The organism is Chryseobacterium balustinum, from assembly GCF_900168205.1.
Classification (GTDB): domain Bacteria; phylum Bacteroidota; class Bacteroidia; order Flavobacteriales; family Weeksellaceae; genus Chryseobacterium; species Chryseobacterium balustinum.
The window spans coordinates 236,182-253,850 of record NZ_FUZE01000003.1; the positions used below are offsets into that span (position 1 = coordinate 236,182).

Genomic DNA, 17,669 nt, shown 5'->3' on the forward strand with positions numbered 1-17,669 from the left:
GCGGTGTCATGCTCAGCCTGTCGAAGCATCTAAATATTCTTGTTTAAAAATATAATTATTTCGTTGGAATAATTTTACCAGCAACTTCACCGAAACCAACTCTTACACCATCTTTTTCAGCCCAAGCTTTCATAGTTACCGTGTCGTTATCGTCGATGAATTTCCTTTCCTGTCCATTGCTTAGTTGAATTGGGTTTTGCCCTCTCCAAGTTAATTCTAGCATAGAACCGAAAGATTTTGGATCACTTCCTGAAATAGTTCCACTTGCATATAGATCACCAACTTCAACGTTACAACCATTTACCGTGTGATGAGCCAATTGTTGCGTCATATTCCAGTACATGTGTTTGTAATTGCTTTCAGAAATTAGGTTTTCTTCACCATTTTCAGGCTGTAAATAAACTTCCAAATTGATATCGTAATTTTTATCCCCTTCAAATTTTAAATAATCTAAAACTTCAGGATCTTGCGTTGGAGAAGTTGTTTTGAATGGTTCTAAAGCTTCTAAAGTAACTACCCATGGAGAAACTGATGAACCGAAATTTTTCGCCAAAAATGGTCCTAATGGAACATATTCCCAAGATTGGATGTCTCTTGCTGACCAGTCGTTGAAAACGACCATTCCGAAAATAGCGTCTTCGGCATCTTTTGTAGAGATGCTTTCTCCCATTTCGGTATTTTTGTTGACAATGAATGCCATTTCCAATTCAAAATCCAATTGTTTGCAAGGTCCGAAAACCGGCTTGTCTGCATCTGCTGGTTTCATCTGACCTTTTGGACGGTTAATTTCCGTTCCTGAAACTACAATTGATGAAGCTCTTCCGTGATAGCCTACCGGTAAATGTTTCCAGTTTGGAAGTAGTGCATTTTCAGGATCTCTGAACATTTTCCCAACATTGGTTGCGTGCTCGATGCTGCTGTAGAAATCAGTGTAATTTGGAATGTGAATAGGCATCATCATTTTTACCTGATCTATATCGTAAAATGCTTCTTCGATTGTTTTTTCATCCTTAGATAAAATAGAACCTTCAAGCAATAATTCCTGTATTTTAAGACGTACCGCATTGGTAACAGGTTTTCCCAGTTCGATAAATTCGTTTAAAGTATAAGCTTCAAAAATATTATCATCAAGATCTTTAATTCCTTCAAAAAATCCAAGATCGTACAAAGTTGCAAGATCAATAATCTGATCTCCGATTCTTGTGGCGCATCCTATGAATTCTTTATCGAAAACCGCTACTCCGAAAGGAATGTTATGAATTGAAAAGTCTGAATTAGATGAATACTCTACAAATGATTTCATAATTTTTGTAATTTAATTTAGATTAGAATAAAACCGATAATGATTTTACTTTTTAGCTTTAATCTTTGGGTTAGAAAAGGATTCTTCGTCGATCCATCTGTCTTTGTTGTTGACGTCGATAAGGTACAAGATGTTATCTTGTCTGGTAAGTAAAAGTGTTTTGGTAACAGGGATCGGAACTTTTTTGTTTTCAAGCAAATCCGCTCTCAGCGAAATGATATTTTTTCGGCTTCTCACAATATCACCAGAAAATACATTAGAGGTACTTTCGTTGGTCGCTTTATCGTCAAACATTTCAACGTATGTTGCATTTTTTCCTTTAATGACGATGAAATTTCTTTCGGTGTGGTCGGCGAAATCTTTGATCAAAACAAATTTTTTACCGTCAATATTAACATCGGTTAAATTTTGATTAATACCTTTTCTTTCCTCCAGTTTTGTGAGAATAGCATCCAAAGATCCGTATTGAGCGTTGGCAAAAAAAATAGTTCCGATAAGTAGTACTCCACTGAAAATTTTGTTCATGATTCTGTGTTTATAAAAATTTTGTCAGGATCTGCATCCTGACAAAACTCTGTTTATGCTTTTAGATTAAAGATTTCCTCTTTTTTCCTGTTCTCTTTCTAATGCTTCGAATAATGCTTTGAAGTTACCTGCACCAAAACTTTGTGCACCGTGTCTTTCAATAATCTCGAAGAATAGAGTAGGACGGTCTTCTACCGGCTTCGTGAAGATCTGAAGTAGGTATCCTTCTTCGTCATGATCAATAAGTATACCTAAAGACTGAAGTTTTTTAAGATCTTCATCGATATGGCCAACTCTTTCAGGAACCAATTCGTAATAAGCTTCTGGTGGAGCTGAAAGGAATTCTACACCACGTTTCTTCAACTCAGTTACGGTATGAATGATATCTTTTGTTGCAACAGCGATGTGTTGTACACCTTCGCCTTCGTAGAAATCTAGATATTCTTCTACCTGAGATTTCTTTTTACCTTCTGCAGGTTCATTGATCGGAAATTTTGCGAAACCATTTCCGTTTGACATTACTTTAGACATCAAAGCAGAATATTCGGTGTTGATTTGCTTGTCATCAAAAGATAGGATGTTTACAAACCCCATTACTTTTTCGTACCATTCTACAGTTGGGATCATTCTGTCCCAATCTACGTTTCCTACACAGTGATCAACGTATAATAAACCAGCTTCTTCCGGTTGGTAAGCGCTTTCCCATTTTTGATAACCAGGCATGAAAGGACCTGTATAATTTTTTCTCTCGATAAACATGTGAACTGTTTCTCCGTAAGTATAAATTCCGGACATTCTTACTTCACCGTGCTCATCAGTTAAAGTTACTGGCTCTAAATATGGTTTTCCACCTCTTTTTGTAGTTTCTTCGAAAGCTGAATAGGCATCATCTACCCAAAGTGCCAAAATTTTAACACCATCACCGTGTTTTTTTACATGCTCATTGATTGGAGAGTCAGACTTAAGACCTGTTGTAAGAATCAATCTGATTTTTCCCTGCTGTAGAACATAAGATGCGCGATCTCTTACACCTGTTTCAGGACCTGCATAAGCAACAGACTGGAAACCAAATGCTGTTTTATAATAATGAGCCGCTTGCTTAGCGTTTCCTACATAAAATTCAATGTAATCTGTACCATTAATTGGTAAAAAATTCTCAGCTTGAGCAATTTTTTCGGCAAATGTTAATGTTGACATATTTTCTATTTTTACTTTTATTTAATGGTTTGCAAATTACAAAATTCCTGTAAATAATTAAAAACAAAATTGTTATGCAATCGATTGTGTTATTTTCAATTAATATTAAAGTTTGTTTAAGTATGTTTAAGTTTATTGTTATTTTATTATTTACTTTATATTTGTTAAAGATACAGGATGTGGAAAACAAAATTATTTCAAACAAAGAAAGCCGTAATTATTTACGGCTTTTGATTTTTATTATTTAGTCTTCCTGCATCTGGATTGTAATTATCCCATATTTTCCACTCATTATCTATTTTGCGGATAAAATAAATTTGGGTGTTGAGCTGGTTCACAAAGTGCTCTTCCCCGGTTTCTCCAACTTTGAAGAGAAGATTCCAAAATTCCTGGGTTTCAAGAATCTTTTTATCGGGATCATCTGTTATAATGTTTACATCAAATATTTCAAAATTTGAACGATTGTTTTTGGTGACAAGTTCAAACTGTCTTTCACAAAGCTCTTTACTGAAAGCCGAAGCTCTCTCAAGAAACGGAGAATTGTCAAATACCCAATCTTTGAATAACTCTATTTTTAATGTAGGAAAATTTTTATATAACTTAAAAACCGCTTCGCAATACTGATAAACAATATCGATTGAAAAAATATCGCTGCTTACTTTTTCTTCGAGTATTTGATTTTCTTTAATATCATGTATGTATGAGTTGAGATCTTTAAAGCCTAAAAAAATGCATATTTTATCAAGTGTTTTAAAAAAACGTAGGTCATTGTGGGTTTTATCTTGATAATCGTTTTCAAAAAAACGCTGTAAGGTGATGTGTGAAATTGTATTTCCCAGCTCAAATCGTTTATCGCTTTTGAGTTCTTCAGATGATGCTAATTCTTCTTTTATGATTTCTGAAAGAATGATGTAATGACTCCTTTTCCATTCATTTACTGTTCCTAAAACTGAATCTTGAATTTTCGGATGCTTTGCAACTTTTTCTTTTATAGAATTATAAATCGTCTTCATTAGTGTAATATTTAAACAACAAAAGTTTTTGACAAATGATTGCCAAAAACTTCATGGTTATTTTAACTAATGTAAGAATTTTTTTTGTTTGAAAAGCTATATTTTAGATTTTATTAATGTTTAAACCTCTCATAAGCTGCTCTTTCCAGCATTTCTCGATCGTCGGGATGTGCAATGCTGATCAATTCCTGAGCTCTTTGGCGAAGGTTTTTCCCGTAAAGATAAACACTTCCGTATTCGGTTACCACCCAATGAATATGACCTCTCGTAGTTACTACTCCTGCTCCTTGTTTCAGGAAAGGAACGATTCTGGAAACTCCTCTTTTCGTTCTTGAAGTAATGGCAATAATTGGTTTTCCGTCCTCACTTAAAGCGGCACCTCTCATGAAATCCATTTGTCCGCCGATTCCGCTGTACTGCATCGTTCCGATAGAATCAGCACAAACCTGTCCGGTTAAATCAATTTCAATAGCAGAATTAATTGCAACCATTTTTTTGTTTCTCATGATATTGATCGGAAAATTCACCGCACTTACATCATTGAACGCGAAAACGGTATTGTCGTCTACGTAATCGTACAATTTTTTTGTTCCGAAACAGAAACTTGTAATGGTTTTATTATTGTGATAACCTTTGTATTTATTGTTAATAACGTCGTTTTGAATTAAATCAATCACTCCGTCGCTCAGCATTTCGGTGTGTACCCCAAGGTCTTTATGATTTCCTAAACATTTTAAAACGGCATCCGGAATCGTTCCGATTCCCATTTGAAGAGTCGATCTATCATCAATTAATTCAGCAACGTTTTTCCCAACCAGCATTTCGTCAGGACCTACTTTGGCACCGTAATCAACAGTTGGAAGTTCTTCTTCGTGCCAAACCAGTTTATGAATTTTGCTGATGTGGATCATTCCGTCACCATGAGTTCTCGGCATTAAAGGATTAACAATAGCAACAATGGTTTGAGCAGTATCTACGGCCGCTCTTGCAACATCCACAGAAGTTCCCAATGTACAGAAACCGTGTTTGTCAGGCGGAGAAACCGTAATGAAAGCTACATCAAGCGGTAAAATATTTTTTCTGAAAAGAATAGGGATTTCACTTAAAAAAACAGGGACGAAATCACCTCTGTCAGAATTCACTGCATCTCTTACAGGTGTGGAAACAAACAAAGAATTGACGAAAAATTTATCTTTGTATTCAGGTTTGGCAACTTCCACATTTCCCTGTTGGGTAATAGAAACAATTTCTACATTATCAACACGGTGCGACTGTCTTGCTAATTCGTCAATTAAATGATTCGGGGTACATGCACTTCCATGAAAGAATACACGGTTTCCGCTTTTTACAGTATATACAGCTTCTTCTGCACTAATATAATTGTACATTTTCTAAAATTTTACAGTTATAATTCTAAGGTTTTCTTTGATTCTTTAAAGTTACTTCATATTGTTTGTACGGAAAATAAATAATAGAAAATATTTATCATGTTTTAGTGAAACTTTATAAAAAATAAAGGACTGAATGTATAAATTCAGTCCTTTTATAATTCTAAATAATAGAAAACTATTCTTGTGAACGATCTTCCAAACTATGGTCTTCGCTTTCCAGCCAAGAAGTTTTGTAAGAAGGGTCTTCCACTTTCATTGCTTCTTCCGTGATTTTTAAAGGTCTAAAAGGGTCTACCATTACAGCATATTCTTCAGTGAATTTTTTACCAATACTTCTTTCCATTGCTCCAGGATGAGGTCCGTGAACGATTCCTCCCGGATGAAGGGTGAAATCCATTAGATCGATATGGTTTCGGCTCATAAAATCACCTTCTGTGTAAAATAAAACTTCGTCAGAATCTATATTCGAGTGGTTGTAAGGTGCAGGAATGGCCATCGGATGATAATCATACATTCTTGCACAAAAAGAACAAACTACAAAATTATGTGCCTCAAAAGTCTGGTGAACTGGTGGTGGTTGGTGGATTCTTCCTGTAATCGGTTCGAAGTTTTTGATATTGAATTTATAAGGATAAAAATAACCGTCCCAACCTACAACATCGAATGGATGCGTTGCATAAATGAAATCAGTAATTTGGTTTTCTTTTTTTACTTTAATTAAAAATTCTCCTTTTTCATCTTTAGGTTCAACAAAAGTAGGAGCGATGATATCTCTTTCGCAGAATGGAGAATGTTCCAAAAGCTGTCCAAATTCGTTTCTGTATCTTTTTGGCGTGTAAATCGGTGAGTGACTTTCGACAACAAAAAATACTGTGTCGTCAGAATTTAATTCAACCTGATAAATTGTTCCTCTCGGAATGATCAGATAATCGCCAAAAGAAAATTCAAGATTACCCACAAAAGTTTTCAAAGTTCCGCTTCCGTTATGAACGTACAAAAGCTCATCACACTCAGCGTTTTTGTAGAAATAATCCATTGATTTTCTCGGTTTCGCCAATCCCATTTTCAGATCATTGTTCACCAAAAGAAACTTTCGGCTGTCCATAAAATCGTCTTCAGGAGTTACATTCATTCCTTTAAACATTCTTGGAGTTACGTTTTTGTCTACGGCAATTTTCGGAGTCACATCTTTCGGTTCGCCAATCGATTTGATTTGAGTAGGGCGATGAATGTGATACAGCAAAGAAGAAATTCCATGAAAACCTTCCGTTCCGAAAAGTTGCTCATAGTAGAATTTGTCTTCAGGAGATTTGAAAATTGTATGCCTTTTTTGAGGGATATTTCCCGACTGATGGTATCTCATTTTTACTTTTATATCTAGAATTTCAAATTTAATATTTTTTAATGAATTGAAATTTAAAAACAAATTTTATTTAAGTTTTGTCGTTCTAAAAATAAATGTTAGTTTTGTCTAACAATTTTATTTCATGAAGCGAATATTATTTTCTGTAGTTTTTTTATCGTCGTTTTGTTTTGCTCAGCAGGCAGACAGTTTAGATTTAAATAAAACTCAAAAAGCAGATTCTGTTAAAATTTCTGAGAAAAAAGAAATTAAAACAAAAGATATCGATGATGTTGTCATTACCGGAACGATAAAGCCAATTAGTAAATCGAAAAGCCCGGTTGCAGTGGAGATTTACAGTCAGAAATTTTTCCAGAAAAATCCAACTCCGAATGTTTTTGAAGCAATTGCGATGGTAAACGGCGTAAAACCTCAGTTGAATTGTTCGGTTTGTAATACAGGAGATATTCACATTAACGGTTTGGAAGGACCTTATACAATGATTTTGATCGATGGAATGCCGATTGTAAGCTCACTTTCTACAGTCTATGGTTTGAGCGGAATTCCGAATAGTTTAATTGACAGAATTGAAGTGGTAAAAGGTCCGGCTTCGTCACTTTATGGCTCTGAAGCAATGGGTGGAGTCATCAATATTATTACTAAAAATGCTTTGACAGCTCCGAAATTAAGTGTCGATTTAATGACAACAGGCTGGGCTGAAAATAATGTCGATTTGTCTACGAAATTTAATGTATCTGAAAAAATAGCTTCACTTTTAAGTTTAAATTATTTTAATTCAACCAAAAGATTCGACGAAAATAAAGACAATTTCACCGATGCAGCGTTACAAAATAGAATTTCAATTTTCAATAAATGGAATTTCAAAAGAAAAGAAAACCGACAGGCGAGTTTTGCATTAAGATATTTGTATGAAGACCGTTTTGGCGGAGAAATGCAGTGGAATAAATCGTATCGTGGAAGCGATGAGGTTTATGGTGAAAGTATTTATACCAATCGGGTAGAAGCTTTTGGAGCCTATCAATGGCCGATGAAAGAAAATATTGTGACGCAGTTTTCTTACAATTTTCATGACCAGAATTCTTTTTACGGAACCAATCCTTTTGAAGCGACTCAAAAAGTAGCTTTTGCACAAACGTATTGGGATAAAAAACTAGGAAATCATGATTTGATTTTAGGAGTAACTTTCAAAAGAACTTTTTATGATGACAACACGCCCGGAACTTTATCAAGCGATGGATTGACCAACGAACCGATGAAATCACCGATTTTAGGAGCTTTTATTCAGGATCAATGGGAGATCAATGAAAAAAATACCTTGTTGTTGGGATATCGATTTGATTACGATAAGATTCATCATGCTGTACATTCACCGCGTTTTGCATGGAAGTTTTCCCCGAATCCTTATCATACTTTGCGTTTCAATTTTGGGACAGGTTTCAGAGTTGTGAATTTATTTACAGAAGATCATGCTGCTTTGACGGGTTCGCGAGATGTTGTGATTCAGTCTAATTTAAAACCGGAAAAGTCGGTTAACGGAAATCTGAATTATGTCTGGAAAATTCCTGTTGGTGACAAGTTGATTAATTTGGATGCTTCTGCGTTTTACACCTATTTCAGCAATAAGATTGTCGGCGATTTTGATACGAATCCTGAGAAAATTATTTATGATAATCTTAATGGCTATGGAATTTCAAGAGGAGCTTCGATGAATGTAGATTATAGTTTTAATTTTCCGTTAAGCGTAAATCTTGGGGTCACCTATTTAGATGTTTACCAAAAATTTGATGGTGAAACTGAAAAATCCCAACAGCTTCATGCCCCAAAATGGAGTGGAACATACAGTCTGACGTATAAATTCCAAAGTAATTTGACGATAGATTTTACAGGGCAATTTTATGGACCGATGCGATTGCCGGTTTTACCGAATGATTACCGACCGGAATATTCTCCGTTTTATAATCTTGCGAATATTCAGGTTTCGAAAAGTTTTAAATCCGGATTTGAAGTGTATTGCGGAATTAAAAATCTATTCAATTTCACGCCAAAAGATCCATTAATGCGACCATTTGATCCGTTTGATAAAAATGTTGACGACCCAATCTCTAACCCAAATCGTTATACTTTTGATACGACGTATGGATATGCGCCGATGCAGAAAATAAGAGGTTTTTTAGGAGTAAAATATATTTTGAAATAAGGCTGATGTGTATATGTTTTAACGCAAAGATTTATTTTTTAAACTTAAATATTTAAGGTGCAAAGGATAATCAATAAATTGATTTAAGCGAAAGTTTTTCAAGCTTCATCAGCTACTTGTCGCAATCTTCCTTGAAAAATTTATCGATTTATTAATCTTTGTGTTAAAATAAATTTAATATTGATAATTAACAATTTGATAAAGTGAAAAACTTAATATTTTTATTTTTAATGTTAGTGCCTGGTTTTTGTCTTTCACAGATGAAAATCAGCACTTTTTTGGATTGGGAAATTCAGCAACAGGAAAAAGCAAAACCTACGATTATTCATATTTATACCGATTGGTGTGCTGTCTGCAAGATTGAATCTTTTCAATTAAATAAAGACAAAGAATTGGTTAAAATGATCAATGAGAATTTTTATTTCATCAATTTTGAAGCTGAAAAAACAAGAGAGAAAGTAAATTTTCAGGGAAAAGAATTCAATTATTTACCCAACGGAAACTCCGGAATTCATGAGCTGGCTTTAGCTTTATCTAAAAATAAAAACCAGCCTGTTTATCCGTTATGGATCATTTTAAATGAAGATCAGGAGTTGGTGTATTATCATGAAGGACAATTTAAATCAAATGATTTGAAACAAAAACTTGATGAAATTTTAAAACTTTAATTTTATTTCGCGCAGATTTTGCTGATTTAGCAGATGATTGTGTATAAATAGTTAAAAAAAGAAATCTGCGAAAGAAATTATTCTGCATCAATCAACACCGCCAATTGGATGCAAGCCTCATCAGAACGGTTGCTCCAGGCATGATTGGTTCCTTTTTGGATAACAATATCTCCGGCTTTCAACAGCGTTTCTCCTTCTTCCATAATCAAATACAATTCGCCGGAAAGTATGATGATATAATCTAAAGTCTGAGTTTGATGCATCATTGGATGAGGTTCTCCAGCTTTAAATTCCACTCCGAGATCTTTGTCAGGCGGAATGGAAACATATCTGAAATAGGTTCCGTTTTTTGGTGTTTGTGGAAATCCTGTATTGGGAATTTGAGTTTCAAAATCTAAACTCGCAGGCATTTTCTGAGTATTCCAAATGTCTGAAATGATTAAGCCCGGAAGATGTTCTACAACGTTTTCAACTTGCTGATCTTCGATGATGGTTGATCTTCCGTTCTCAATTCCTGTTACAATTCTTCTTGGTATTTTATTCATGAGTCATTATTAATTTATGTCCTTGAGTTTGATTGTTTTTTAGCATCGAATGAGCTTTTAAAACGGTTTCCAGAGAAAGACTTCCTATGTTTTTATAATTAGGAGGAGTTATAATTTCATGTTCAATCAGTCTTGAAATTTCATTTAAACTGTTTTGGTAATATTGATAATTTTGGATCATTGCATATGCATAATTTGAAATATTCATGATTATATTTCCTTTATTGAAAAGCGTTTCGCGCGATTCTTTATTGGTTAAAGCCGTTACATCGACATAAGTTCCATTGATCTGTAGAACTTTTGCGGTGATTTCTGACATATAATTTCCGACCAGATCAATTCCAACATCAAAAAAATGATTGTTATTGGCATTGAGAATATTTTCGACCAGATTTTCATTTTTATAATTAATTATTTGATGGTTTTTCAATCCCATTTTCAATAGAATGTTTCTGTTTTCTTCAGTTCCGACCGTTGCAGTGATGTTGCTGAAATTATGAGCCAATAAAAGTTTAATTAAAAAAGATCCAACACCGCCAACGGCTCCTGTAATGAATATAGAATCATTTTGGTTAAGCTTTAAACGATTAAAAATCTGTAAAGCGGTCATTCCAACTGACGGAATTGCAGCTGCCTGTTCAAAAGAAATATTTTTAGGTTTCAAGGCTGTAATCGCTTCCGGAACAGCGATGAATTCTGCATAAGTTCCGTTGCTTCCCATAGAGCCGCTTCCACAAAAAACTTCATCTCCAATATTGAATTGAGTAACATCATTTCCTTTGTCGATAATAATTCCTGAAAGTTCGCGTCCTAAAGTCGGGGAACTGATGAGCTTTCTTTCCAACTCGTTTTCCAGCATTTGATAATCGATCGGATTAAAACCGCTGGCTTTAATTTGTATTAAAACTTCGTTGCTTTTTGGTTGAGGTTTTTCGACAAAGCCATCTTCCAATTGTAAATTTGTATTTAAAATAACTGCTTTCATAATTGTCAATTGAAGTACAAATGTAGAAACAGAATAGTTTATATTTGTTATTAATTAACTCTTGGTAACTAGTAACATTAAAGTAACTATTGATGGCAAAGATTATAGAAAATGGAGTAGAAAGGGAAGCGAATTGTACTGAAGAATTATTCGCTATGCGCGACAGTCTGGATGTTTTAGGTGGGAAATGGAAGCTGATGATTCTACGATATTTAACCAATCGTACAGATCAAAATATTCATTTTAAAAAACTGGAACGAGGAATTGACGGAATTTCTGCAAAAATGCTGAGCAAAGAATTGAAAGAACTGGAAATAAATTTATTAATCACCCGAACGATTCAGGATACAAAGCCGATTACCGTAACGTATGCGGTTACAGAATATGGGAAATCTGTTTTTCCGGTTACTGAAACTTTGGTGAATTGGGGATTGATTCACCGGGAAAAAATTAAGGAATCTATGAGCTCTTGAGAACCAAGCTTTTTATTGGGATAAATATAAAATCTCTCGCAGATTAAGCTGATTTAACAGATGATTCTTTCTAAAAAAAACCTGCGCTATCTGCAAAACCTGCGAGAGAAACTATAAAATAATTTTATTAAAATCAGTTTTTATCCAACCAGGAATTGACGAGTTCAGAATGATCTTTAACCCATTCCTTAGCAGTGGCATCTTTGTCTTTACTGTTTTCCATTTTAGTTAATAGATCGGTCATGGTTTGGTTATCAAAATACATTTTAGCAAAGAATTTTGTTAATTCTGGATGATCTTTTCCGAAACTTTTTCTGCTGTAGGTTTTAATTTTTTCAGCTTCCCCAAATGTTTTTTTCGGGTCTTCGAGAAATTTTAATTTCATTTTACCAAACATCCAATGAGGTTGCCATCCTGCAACAACAATCCATTCTTTACGTTTTATTGCATTCTGAAGCTCGGTAATCATCGCGATTGTAGAAGAATTGATCTGTCTATAATTTAGTTCGTAATCAATAATAGCTCTATCTGTTGCCGAGGTTATTCCGGCTCCTTTTTCTATACCGATGATTCTGTGTTTGAATTTCTCCTCATATTTCGGCAATTCTTCAATAGATTTTATGGGAACATAATCGGGAACTACTAAACCGATCTTTCCGTTGTCATAATTTGTTCCAAGGTTGGTCAACTCCGGGAACTTAGCTATTTTACTTGCATGAGTATAAGGTAGCCAAACCCCTAAAAAAAGGTCTGTATCTTCGTTATTCATTGAAGCGAGAATCATATCTGTGGAAGCTTTCTGAATGACAACATGATATCCCTGTTCATCCAAAATAGCTTTTACAACGTGTGTCATTGCGACATCTTCTGCCCAACCATCGACCATTCCGATGTTGATATATTTTGAATTTTTTAAATTTTTACAAGAATTAAATACTCCTAAAATGATAACAGAAGTAATTAATAATAAATAATTTATTCTTTTCATTTTGCTGTTTTTTTCTTTACAAATCCTTGAGTAATCCGGTCGAGAATAATGGCTAAAATTACTACAGATAAACCACTTTCAAATCCTAAACCGATATCCAGATTATTAATTCCTTCTAAAACTTTTTCACCTAAACCGCCTGCTGCAATCATTCCCGCGATTACAACCATTGATAATGATAATAAAATAGTTTGATTGATTCCTGCTAAAATTGTGTTCATAGCCAAAGGAAGTTCTACTTTAAATAAGATTTGACGATTGGTGGCTCCGAAAGCTCGGGCTGCTTCTACAATATCTTTAGGAACAGATTCGATTCCCAAAGTCGTTAAACGTACTGCAGGTGGCATGGCAAAAATAATCGTTGCAAATGCACCCGGAACTTTACCGATACTGAAAAATAATACAGCAGGAATTAAGTAAACGAAAGCAGGCATTGTCTGCATTAAATCGAGTAATGGACGAATAATTTTTGCTGCAAAATGATTTTTAGCCGCCCATATTCCGAGAGGAATGGAAAGGATTAATGCGGTAAGTGTTGCCACAAAAATAAGTGCTAATGTCTCCATGGTTTCTTTCCAGAATCCCATTAAAAATATTAAAGTAAGTCCGGCTGCCGTCATAATGGCTGTTCCTTTTCCTGCCTTCCATAAAGCTAATAATGTGAAAAGTACAATGATGATATAAAAGGGAGTGTTGACCAAAGCCCACTCAATTCCCAAGATTGAGGAGTTGCCGACATTTTTTATGACATCAAAGAAAGGTTTTGCATTATCTGTTAGCCAATTGATAGCAGTTTCTACATATTGACCTATATCTATAGTTTTATTCATCTTATTGGTTGTTTGCGATTTCTTTTAATTCAATAATCTCTTCTTCATTAAACTTGGTAGCCTCGATGATGAGTGATAATTGAGTGACCAGACCTAAAAATTTATTGGTTTCATCTACCACAGCAATCGCTGATTTGCTTCCCGAAATCAAAGGAAGCATTTCTTCGACGGTGGCTTCCTGATATACCGAAGGAACATTACTGTTGATCACCGATTCAACAGTGGGTTCTTTTTTCTTTGCGATTTGAACAATATCACTAAGCGTCACAAAACCCAGAAATTTATTTTGAAAATCAACGACGGGTAAAGTTTCCAAACCTGTAGTTCTCATTTTTCTGAGGGCACCTTCGGGACCATCTTTTCTGAAACGAACTACAGTTGGCTTATCGAACATTAGAGATTTCGCGGTGATAATCGTTTTACGGTCAACTTTTTCCACAAAAGCTTTTACATAATCACTCGCCGGATTGGTTAAAATGTCTTCTGCAGTTCCTATTTGTTCAATGACACCGTCTTTCATAATGACAATTCGGTCTCCGATTTTAATGGCTTCATCCAAATCGTGAGTAATAAAGACGATTGTTTTCTGTAAAGTTTCTTGTAATTCGAGCAGCTGATCCTGCATTTCAGATTTTATCAACGGATCGAGCGCGGAAAAAGCCTCGTCCATCAACAAAACTTCGGGATCGTTCGCTAGAGCTCTGGCTAAGCCGACTCTTTGCTGCATACCTCCTGAAAGCTGTGAGGGTAATTGGTTCTCAAAACCATTTAAACCAACAATATCTAATGCTTTTTGCGCTTTTTCTTCACGGATAGTTTTGCTTTCTCCTCGTATTTCAAGTCCGAACGCGGCATTACTTAAAACAGTATGATGAGGTAGCAGTCCGAATTTCTGAAACACCATACTCATTTCTGTTCTTCTTACTTCCAGAAGATCTTTGTTGTTTTTATCGGTAATATTATCGTTATTGATATATACTTTTCCTGCGGTCGGTTCATTTAGTCTGTTCAGACAACGCAGTAAAGTTGATTTTCCGCTTCCTGATAGACCCATAATGACAAAGAATTCTCCTTCGTATATTTCAAAACTTGCTTTGTTGATTCCTACCGTACAGCCTGTTTTTTCAAGAATTTCTTTTTTAGAAAAACCTTTATCCAGAAGTTCTAGCGCCTTTTCTTTATTTTTTCCGAAAATTATCGTCAGATCTTCAACTTTAAGTTTTACTTTTCTATTAGTATCAATTGTATCCATATTCAGATTTTGTTAATGTATTTGAAATAAGAAATTGAGACAATGATGCTTTAATGAGCGATGTCACCGCAAGCAAAAATGTTCAGTATGATTTTTACAGTAAAATCATTTTTTAAATAACAAAAAACATACAAAATCATATCAAATGAATGATTATGTTTATTATTTTCAAAAGGTTTTACTTTGACAAAGAATGTATTACGTAAAAAAAAGAAATCAATCTTTTTTAAATTGAATCAAAGAATAATTATCATCAGGATAATTAAAGATATTTGCCAGAACAACTTGAATTTATGATTATGCTGAAAGCATAAAAAAGCTGTACATCAATTTCTTATGACGGTGCAAATTTACGGATTTTATATTTAATGGAAATTTAAGGTTGGAATACTTTGAATTATAGTGCTTTAGTATGAGTTTGTTTTTGTGGTGAAGAAATATCCAAATATAAGGAAGTCAATGAAAATGTAAGCGAAAATATTTTTAGTATTAAAAGCTACAATTTTACATTGTATTTATTGAAAATTTGATGCTCAAAAGTTCCACTCAGTTCTTTTTCCCAACCTTTGGTAGTTCTTAATTTTTCCAAAATTCTCTTTTTCATATCTTCGTTATTATTCTCAAAAGCATATTGTGCTAAATCAAGTAAATAAAAAGTTTGATTTACTTTTTCAAAAGTAGCTTTTGAAAAATACCTAATAAAATATTCTTTGTAAATATTATTAAAATCATTCGGATAATTTTTTTTCAAATATTGAAATGCATAACTGTTATTATATTTATAAAGAAGATTAATAATGTTTTTTTTCAAACCATCATCATATTTTTCTACTTCAAATGCTCGGTCATAAACAAGCCAATATAGATCTTCATCGAGTTTTAAAATGTCAGAATTTATCTCTCTTAAAAGAATGTCTTCATTTACTGCTTTAAGATTAATTAATTCAATTTTTTTTTCATCTGTTTCATGAGGTGGTTTTGATGCTTTTCCTCTTACATTGCTCCAGTAGTTATGATAAATAATTGAATAAGTAAAATCTTTGTCAACAATACAACCTGAATGAGTTTGTATTATTTTTTTATGATTAATAGCATCTAAAATTTCTTTCTTTACATTTATAGCTTTGTTTTCATTATCCATTAATTCATCAATAGCATATAATCTAAGTATTTGATTTTTGTGTTTAGTTAATTTTTGAAGTTCTTCCGTTGAAATTATTTTTTTTAATTTTTCAAAATTATAATAATTGCTGTCGTTGCTTAATCCATTTTTTTCAAGAATAGGATTTTCAATACCGTCCCAGCTGTCCAGAGAATTTAATTCTATTATTTTTGAAATTATTTCTTTTTTAGTTTGAGCTATAGAAAGATGTGAAATTCCAATAAAAAGAAAAATCACCAAACGGATATTAATCATCTGCGTGTTTTTTATTTAATTATTTCAAAAGCACCGCAATAATCGCTAAAATAGCAGGCAAAGCTTGAACAAAAAATATCTTTTTCGTTGCTGAAATGGCACCATAAATTCCTGCTACGGCCACACAACTCAAGAAAAATAAAGCAATATTGGTTTGCCATTTTTCATCTTCTATAAAAAAAGACCAGATTAATCCTGCGGCTAAAAAACCATTGTACAAACCTTGATTGGCGGCCAAACCTTTTGTTGGTTTAAACATTTCAGCTGGTAAAGCGGCTTTGAAAACTTCTTTTCCTTTGGTTTCCCAGGCAAACATTTCCATCCAGAGAATGTAAAGATGTTCTAGTGCGACAACTGCGATTAAGATTTTGGCAATGATTTCCATGATTTATTGTTTGTTATTGTAAAACTAAAAAAATAAAGTTAAGTTTGGTTACACAATTTCAAAAATGGAAACCTTCAAAGCACACTTAGATAAATTTATTACAATCAGTGACGAAGAATTTACTTCGATATTTTCTTTCTTTCAGGTTTTGGAAGTGAAGAAGAAAGAGAATTTAATGCTTGAAGGTGATTTTTGCAAGTTAAAATATTTTGTTTTAAAAGGCTGTCTGAGAAAATTTTTCGTGAATGAAAAAGGTGTAGAACAAACCACCGAATTTGCTATCGAAAACTGGTGGATTTCTGATACTTTTGCTTTTGAAAAACAAGTGAAAACAGATTTTAATATTCAGTCTGTTGAGCATTCTACGATTTTATCGATTGATTTCCAATCTCAGGAACTGTTGCTTCAAAAACATCCGATGATGGAACGTTATTTCAGAATGGTTTACCAAACCGCTTATGCAGCTGCCGAAAAAAGAATTCGTTACATTTATGAGATGACGAAAGAGGAATATTATGTGCATTTCAGTACTTTGTATCCTTGGTTTATTCAAAGAATTCCACAATATTTATTGGCTTCTTTTTTAGGTTTTACTCCTGAATATTTAAGTGAAATCAGAGCGAAATTACGTTCTTAAACCAGTTTAAGATTTTTACGATTCTTAATTCGCAACTTTGTCCTGTTCATAAAAACAAATGCAATGACAGGCAAAGATTCCATATTTCCACAGTTATTTTTAAGAGTAATAATTTCCGTAACGATGCTTTCTGCAGTGGCAGACAGATTCGGTTTGTGGGGTGACAACTCAGCTTGGGGAAACTGGGAAAACTTTGAAAAGTATACCCAACAATTGACGTTTTTTCTCCCCGAAATGTTAAGCACATTTTCTGCTTATGCCGCTACATTTTTAGAAATACTTTTTCCATTGATGCTGATTTTAGGTTTCAAAACAAAAATAGCAGCTTACGGAACCGGATTTTTATTGCTTGTATTTGCTTTATCGATGAGCATTGCTTTAGGAATAAAAGCACCTTTGGATTATTCGGTTTGGGTAGGAAGCGCAGCGGCTTTTTTATTGGCAACACAAAAAGAATTTTATTTTTCAATAGATACATTAACTAAAAAATCATAAACGTT

General features: G+C 33.8%; 18 protein-coding genes. 5 read left to right on the forward strand and 13 right to left on the reverse strand.

Annotation, left to right across the window (positions count from 1 at the left end):
* Positions 1-55: 55 nt before the first annotated feature.
* From fahA to B5X64_RS06655, 6 genes are all read right to left on the reverse strand, one after another.
* Positions 56-1,303, reverse strand: a complete 1,248-nt coding sequence (fahA, locus tag B5X64_RS06630) for a fumarylacetoacetase (RefSeq protein ID WP_079464480.1) — start codon at positions 1,301-1,303, stop codon at positions 56-58.
* Positions 1,304-1,348: 45 nt separating this feature from the next.
* Positions 1,349-1,828, reverse strand: a complete 480-nt coding sequence (locus B5X64_RS06635; RefSeq protein WP_079464481.1) for a hypothetical protein — start codon at positions 1,826-1,828, stop codon at positions 1,349-1,351.
* A 66-nt stretch (positions 1,829-1,894) separates the two neighbouring features.
* On the reverse strand, positions 1,895-3,025 hold the full coding sequence (gene hppD, locus B5X64_RS06640) for a 4-hydroxyphenylpyruvate dioxygenase (protein WP_079464482.1): 1,131 nt from the start codon (positions 3,023-3,025) through the stop codon (positions 1,895-1,897).
* A 221-nt stretch (positions 3,026-3,246) separates the two neighbouring features.
* Positions 3,247-4,038: a hypothetical protein gene (locus tag B5X64_RS06645; protein ID WP_079464483.1), complete on the reverse strand. Its 792-nt coding sequence runs from the start codon at positions 4,036-4,038 to the stop codon at positions 3,247-3,249.
* A 113-nt stretch (positions 4,039-4,151) separates the two neighbouring features.
* A complete protein-coding gene (locus tag B5X64_RS06650) occupies positions 4,152-5,426 on the reverse strand; it encodes an acetyl-CoA hydrolase/transferase family protein (protein ID WP_079464484.1) in 1,275 nt (424 codons plus the stop codon).
* A gap of 178 nt (positions 5,427-5,604) precedes the next feature.
* The gene (locus tag B5X64_RS06655; protein ID WP_079464576.1) at positions 5,605-6,792 is read right to left on the reverse strand and encodes a homogentisate 1,2-dioxygenase; all 1,188 of its coding nucleotides are present in this window, start codon (positions 6,790-6,792) and stop codon (positions 5,605-5,607) included.
* A gap of 124 nt (positions 6,793-6,916) precedes the next feature.
* Here B5X64_RS06655 and B5X64_RS06660 point away from each other — a divergent pair, with 124 nt between their 5' ends.
* Both B5X64_RS06660 and B5X64_RS06665 read left to right on the forward strand, forming a co-directional pair.
* Positions 6,917-8,989 carry a TonB-dependent receptor plug domain-containing protein gene (locus B5X64_RS06660; RefSeq protein WP_079464485.1) on the forward strand — a complete coding sequence of 691 codons (2,073 nt, stop codon included), beginning with the start codon at positions 6,917-6,919 and terminating at the stop codon, positions 8,987-8,989.
* Positions 8,990-9,249: 260 nt separating this feature from the next.
* Positions 9,250-9,657 carry a thioredoxin domain-containing protein gene (locus tag B5X64_RS06665; RefSeq protein ID WP_228418784.1) on the forward strand — a complete coding sequence of 136 codons (408 nt, stop codon included), beginning with the start codon at positions 9,250-9,252 and terminating at the stop codon, positions 9,655-9,657.
* Positions 9,658-9,734: 77 nt separating this feature from the next.
* Here the strand turns inward: B5X64_RS06665 and B5X64_RS06670 are convergent, their stop codons facing one another.
* Positions 9,735-10,202 carry a cupin domain-containing protein gene (locus B5X64_RS06670; protein ID WP_079464487.1) on the reverse strand — a complete coding sequence of 156 codons (468 nt, stop codon included), beginning with the start codon at positions 10,200-10,202 and terminating at the stop codon, positions 9,735-9,737.
* Positions 10,195-11,187: a quinone oxidoreductase family protein gene (locus tag B5X64_RS06675; protein WP_079464488.1), complete on the reverse strand. Its 993-nt coding sequence runs from the start codon at positions 11,185-11,187 to the stop codon at positions 10,195-10,197. The genes B5X64_RS06670 and B5X64_RS06675 overlap by 8 nt, the downstream gene beginning before the upstream one ends.
* 92 nt (positions 11,188-11,279) lie before the next feature.
* Between B5X64_RS06675 and B5X64_RS06680 the strand changes: the two genes are divergently transcribed.
* Entirely contained in the window at positions 11,280-11,660 is a 381-nt protein-coding gene (locus B5X64_RS06680) for a winged helix-turn-helix transcriptional regulator (protein ID WP_066676969.1), read from the forward strand.
* Positions 11,661-11,793: 133 nt separating this feature from the next.
* On the opposite strand, the gene B5X64_RS06685 is transcribed toward B5X64_RS06680, so the two are convergent.
* The 5 genes from B5X64_RS06685 to B5X64_RS06705 form a co-directional block, all read right to left on the reverse strand.
* The gene (locus B5X64_RS06685; RefSeq protein ID WP_079464489.1) at positions 11,794-12,648 is read right to left on the reverse strand and encodes a glycine betaine ABC transporter substrate-binding protein; all 855 of its coding nucleotides are present in this window, start codon (positions 12,646-12,648) and stop codon (positions 11,794-11,796) included.
* Positions 12,645-13,478, reverse strand: a complete 834-nt coding sequence (locus B5X64_RS06690; RefSeq protein WP_079464490.1) for an ABC transporter permease — start codon at positions 13,476-13,478, stop codon at positions 12,645-12,647. The genes B5X64_RS06685 and B5X64_RS06690 overlap by 4 nt, the downstream gene beginning before the upstream one ends.
* A 1-nt stretch (position 13,479) precedes the next feature.
* Positions 13,480-14,730 (reverse strand): quaternary amine ABC transporter ATP-binding protein, encoded by a 1,251-nt coding sequence (locus B5X64_RS06695; protein ID WP_079464491.1) that lies wholly within the window; start codon positions 14,728-14,730, stop codon positions 13,480-13,482.
* Positions 14,731-15,226: 496 nt separating this feature from the next.
* Complete coding sequence (locus B5X64_RS06700; RefSeq protein ID WP_079464492.1) at positions 15,227-16,147, reverse strand: hypothetical protein; 921 nt, start codon at positions 16,145-16,147, stop codon at positions 15,227-15,229.
* 19 nt (positions 16,148-16,166) lie between these two features.
* Positions 16,167-16,532 carry a DUF1304 domain-containing protein gene (locus B5X64_RS06705; protein ID WP_066764878.1) on the reverse strand — a complete coding sequence of 122 codons (366 nt, stop codon included), beginning with the start codon at positions 16,530-16,532 and terminating at the stop codon, positions 16,167-16,169.
* 64 nt (positions 16,533-16,596) lie between these two features.
* Here B5X64_RS06705 and B5X64_RS06710 point away from each other — a divergent pair, with 64 nt between their 5' ends.
* Together B5X64_RS06710 and B5X64_RS06715 are read left to right on the forward strand one after the other, a co-directional pair.
* On the forward strand, positions 16,597-17,169 hold the full coding sequence (locus B5X64_RS06710) for a Crp/Fnr family transcriptional regulator (protein WP_079464493.1): 573 nt from the start codon (positions 16,597-16,599) through the stop codon (positions 17,167-17,169).
* Positions 17,170-17,232: 63 nt separating this feature from the next.
* Positions 17,233-17,664: a DoxX family protein gene (locus tag B5X64_RS06715; RefSeq protein WP_079464494.1), complete on the forward strand. Its 432-nt coding sequence runs from the start codon at positions 17,233-17,235 to the stop codon at positions 17,662-17,664.
* Positions 17,665-17,669 lie beyond the last annotated feature (5 nt).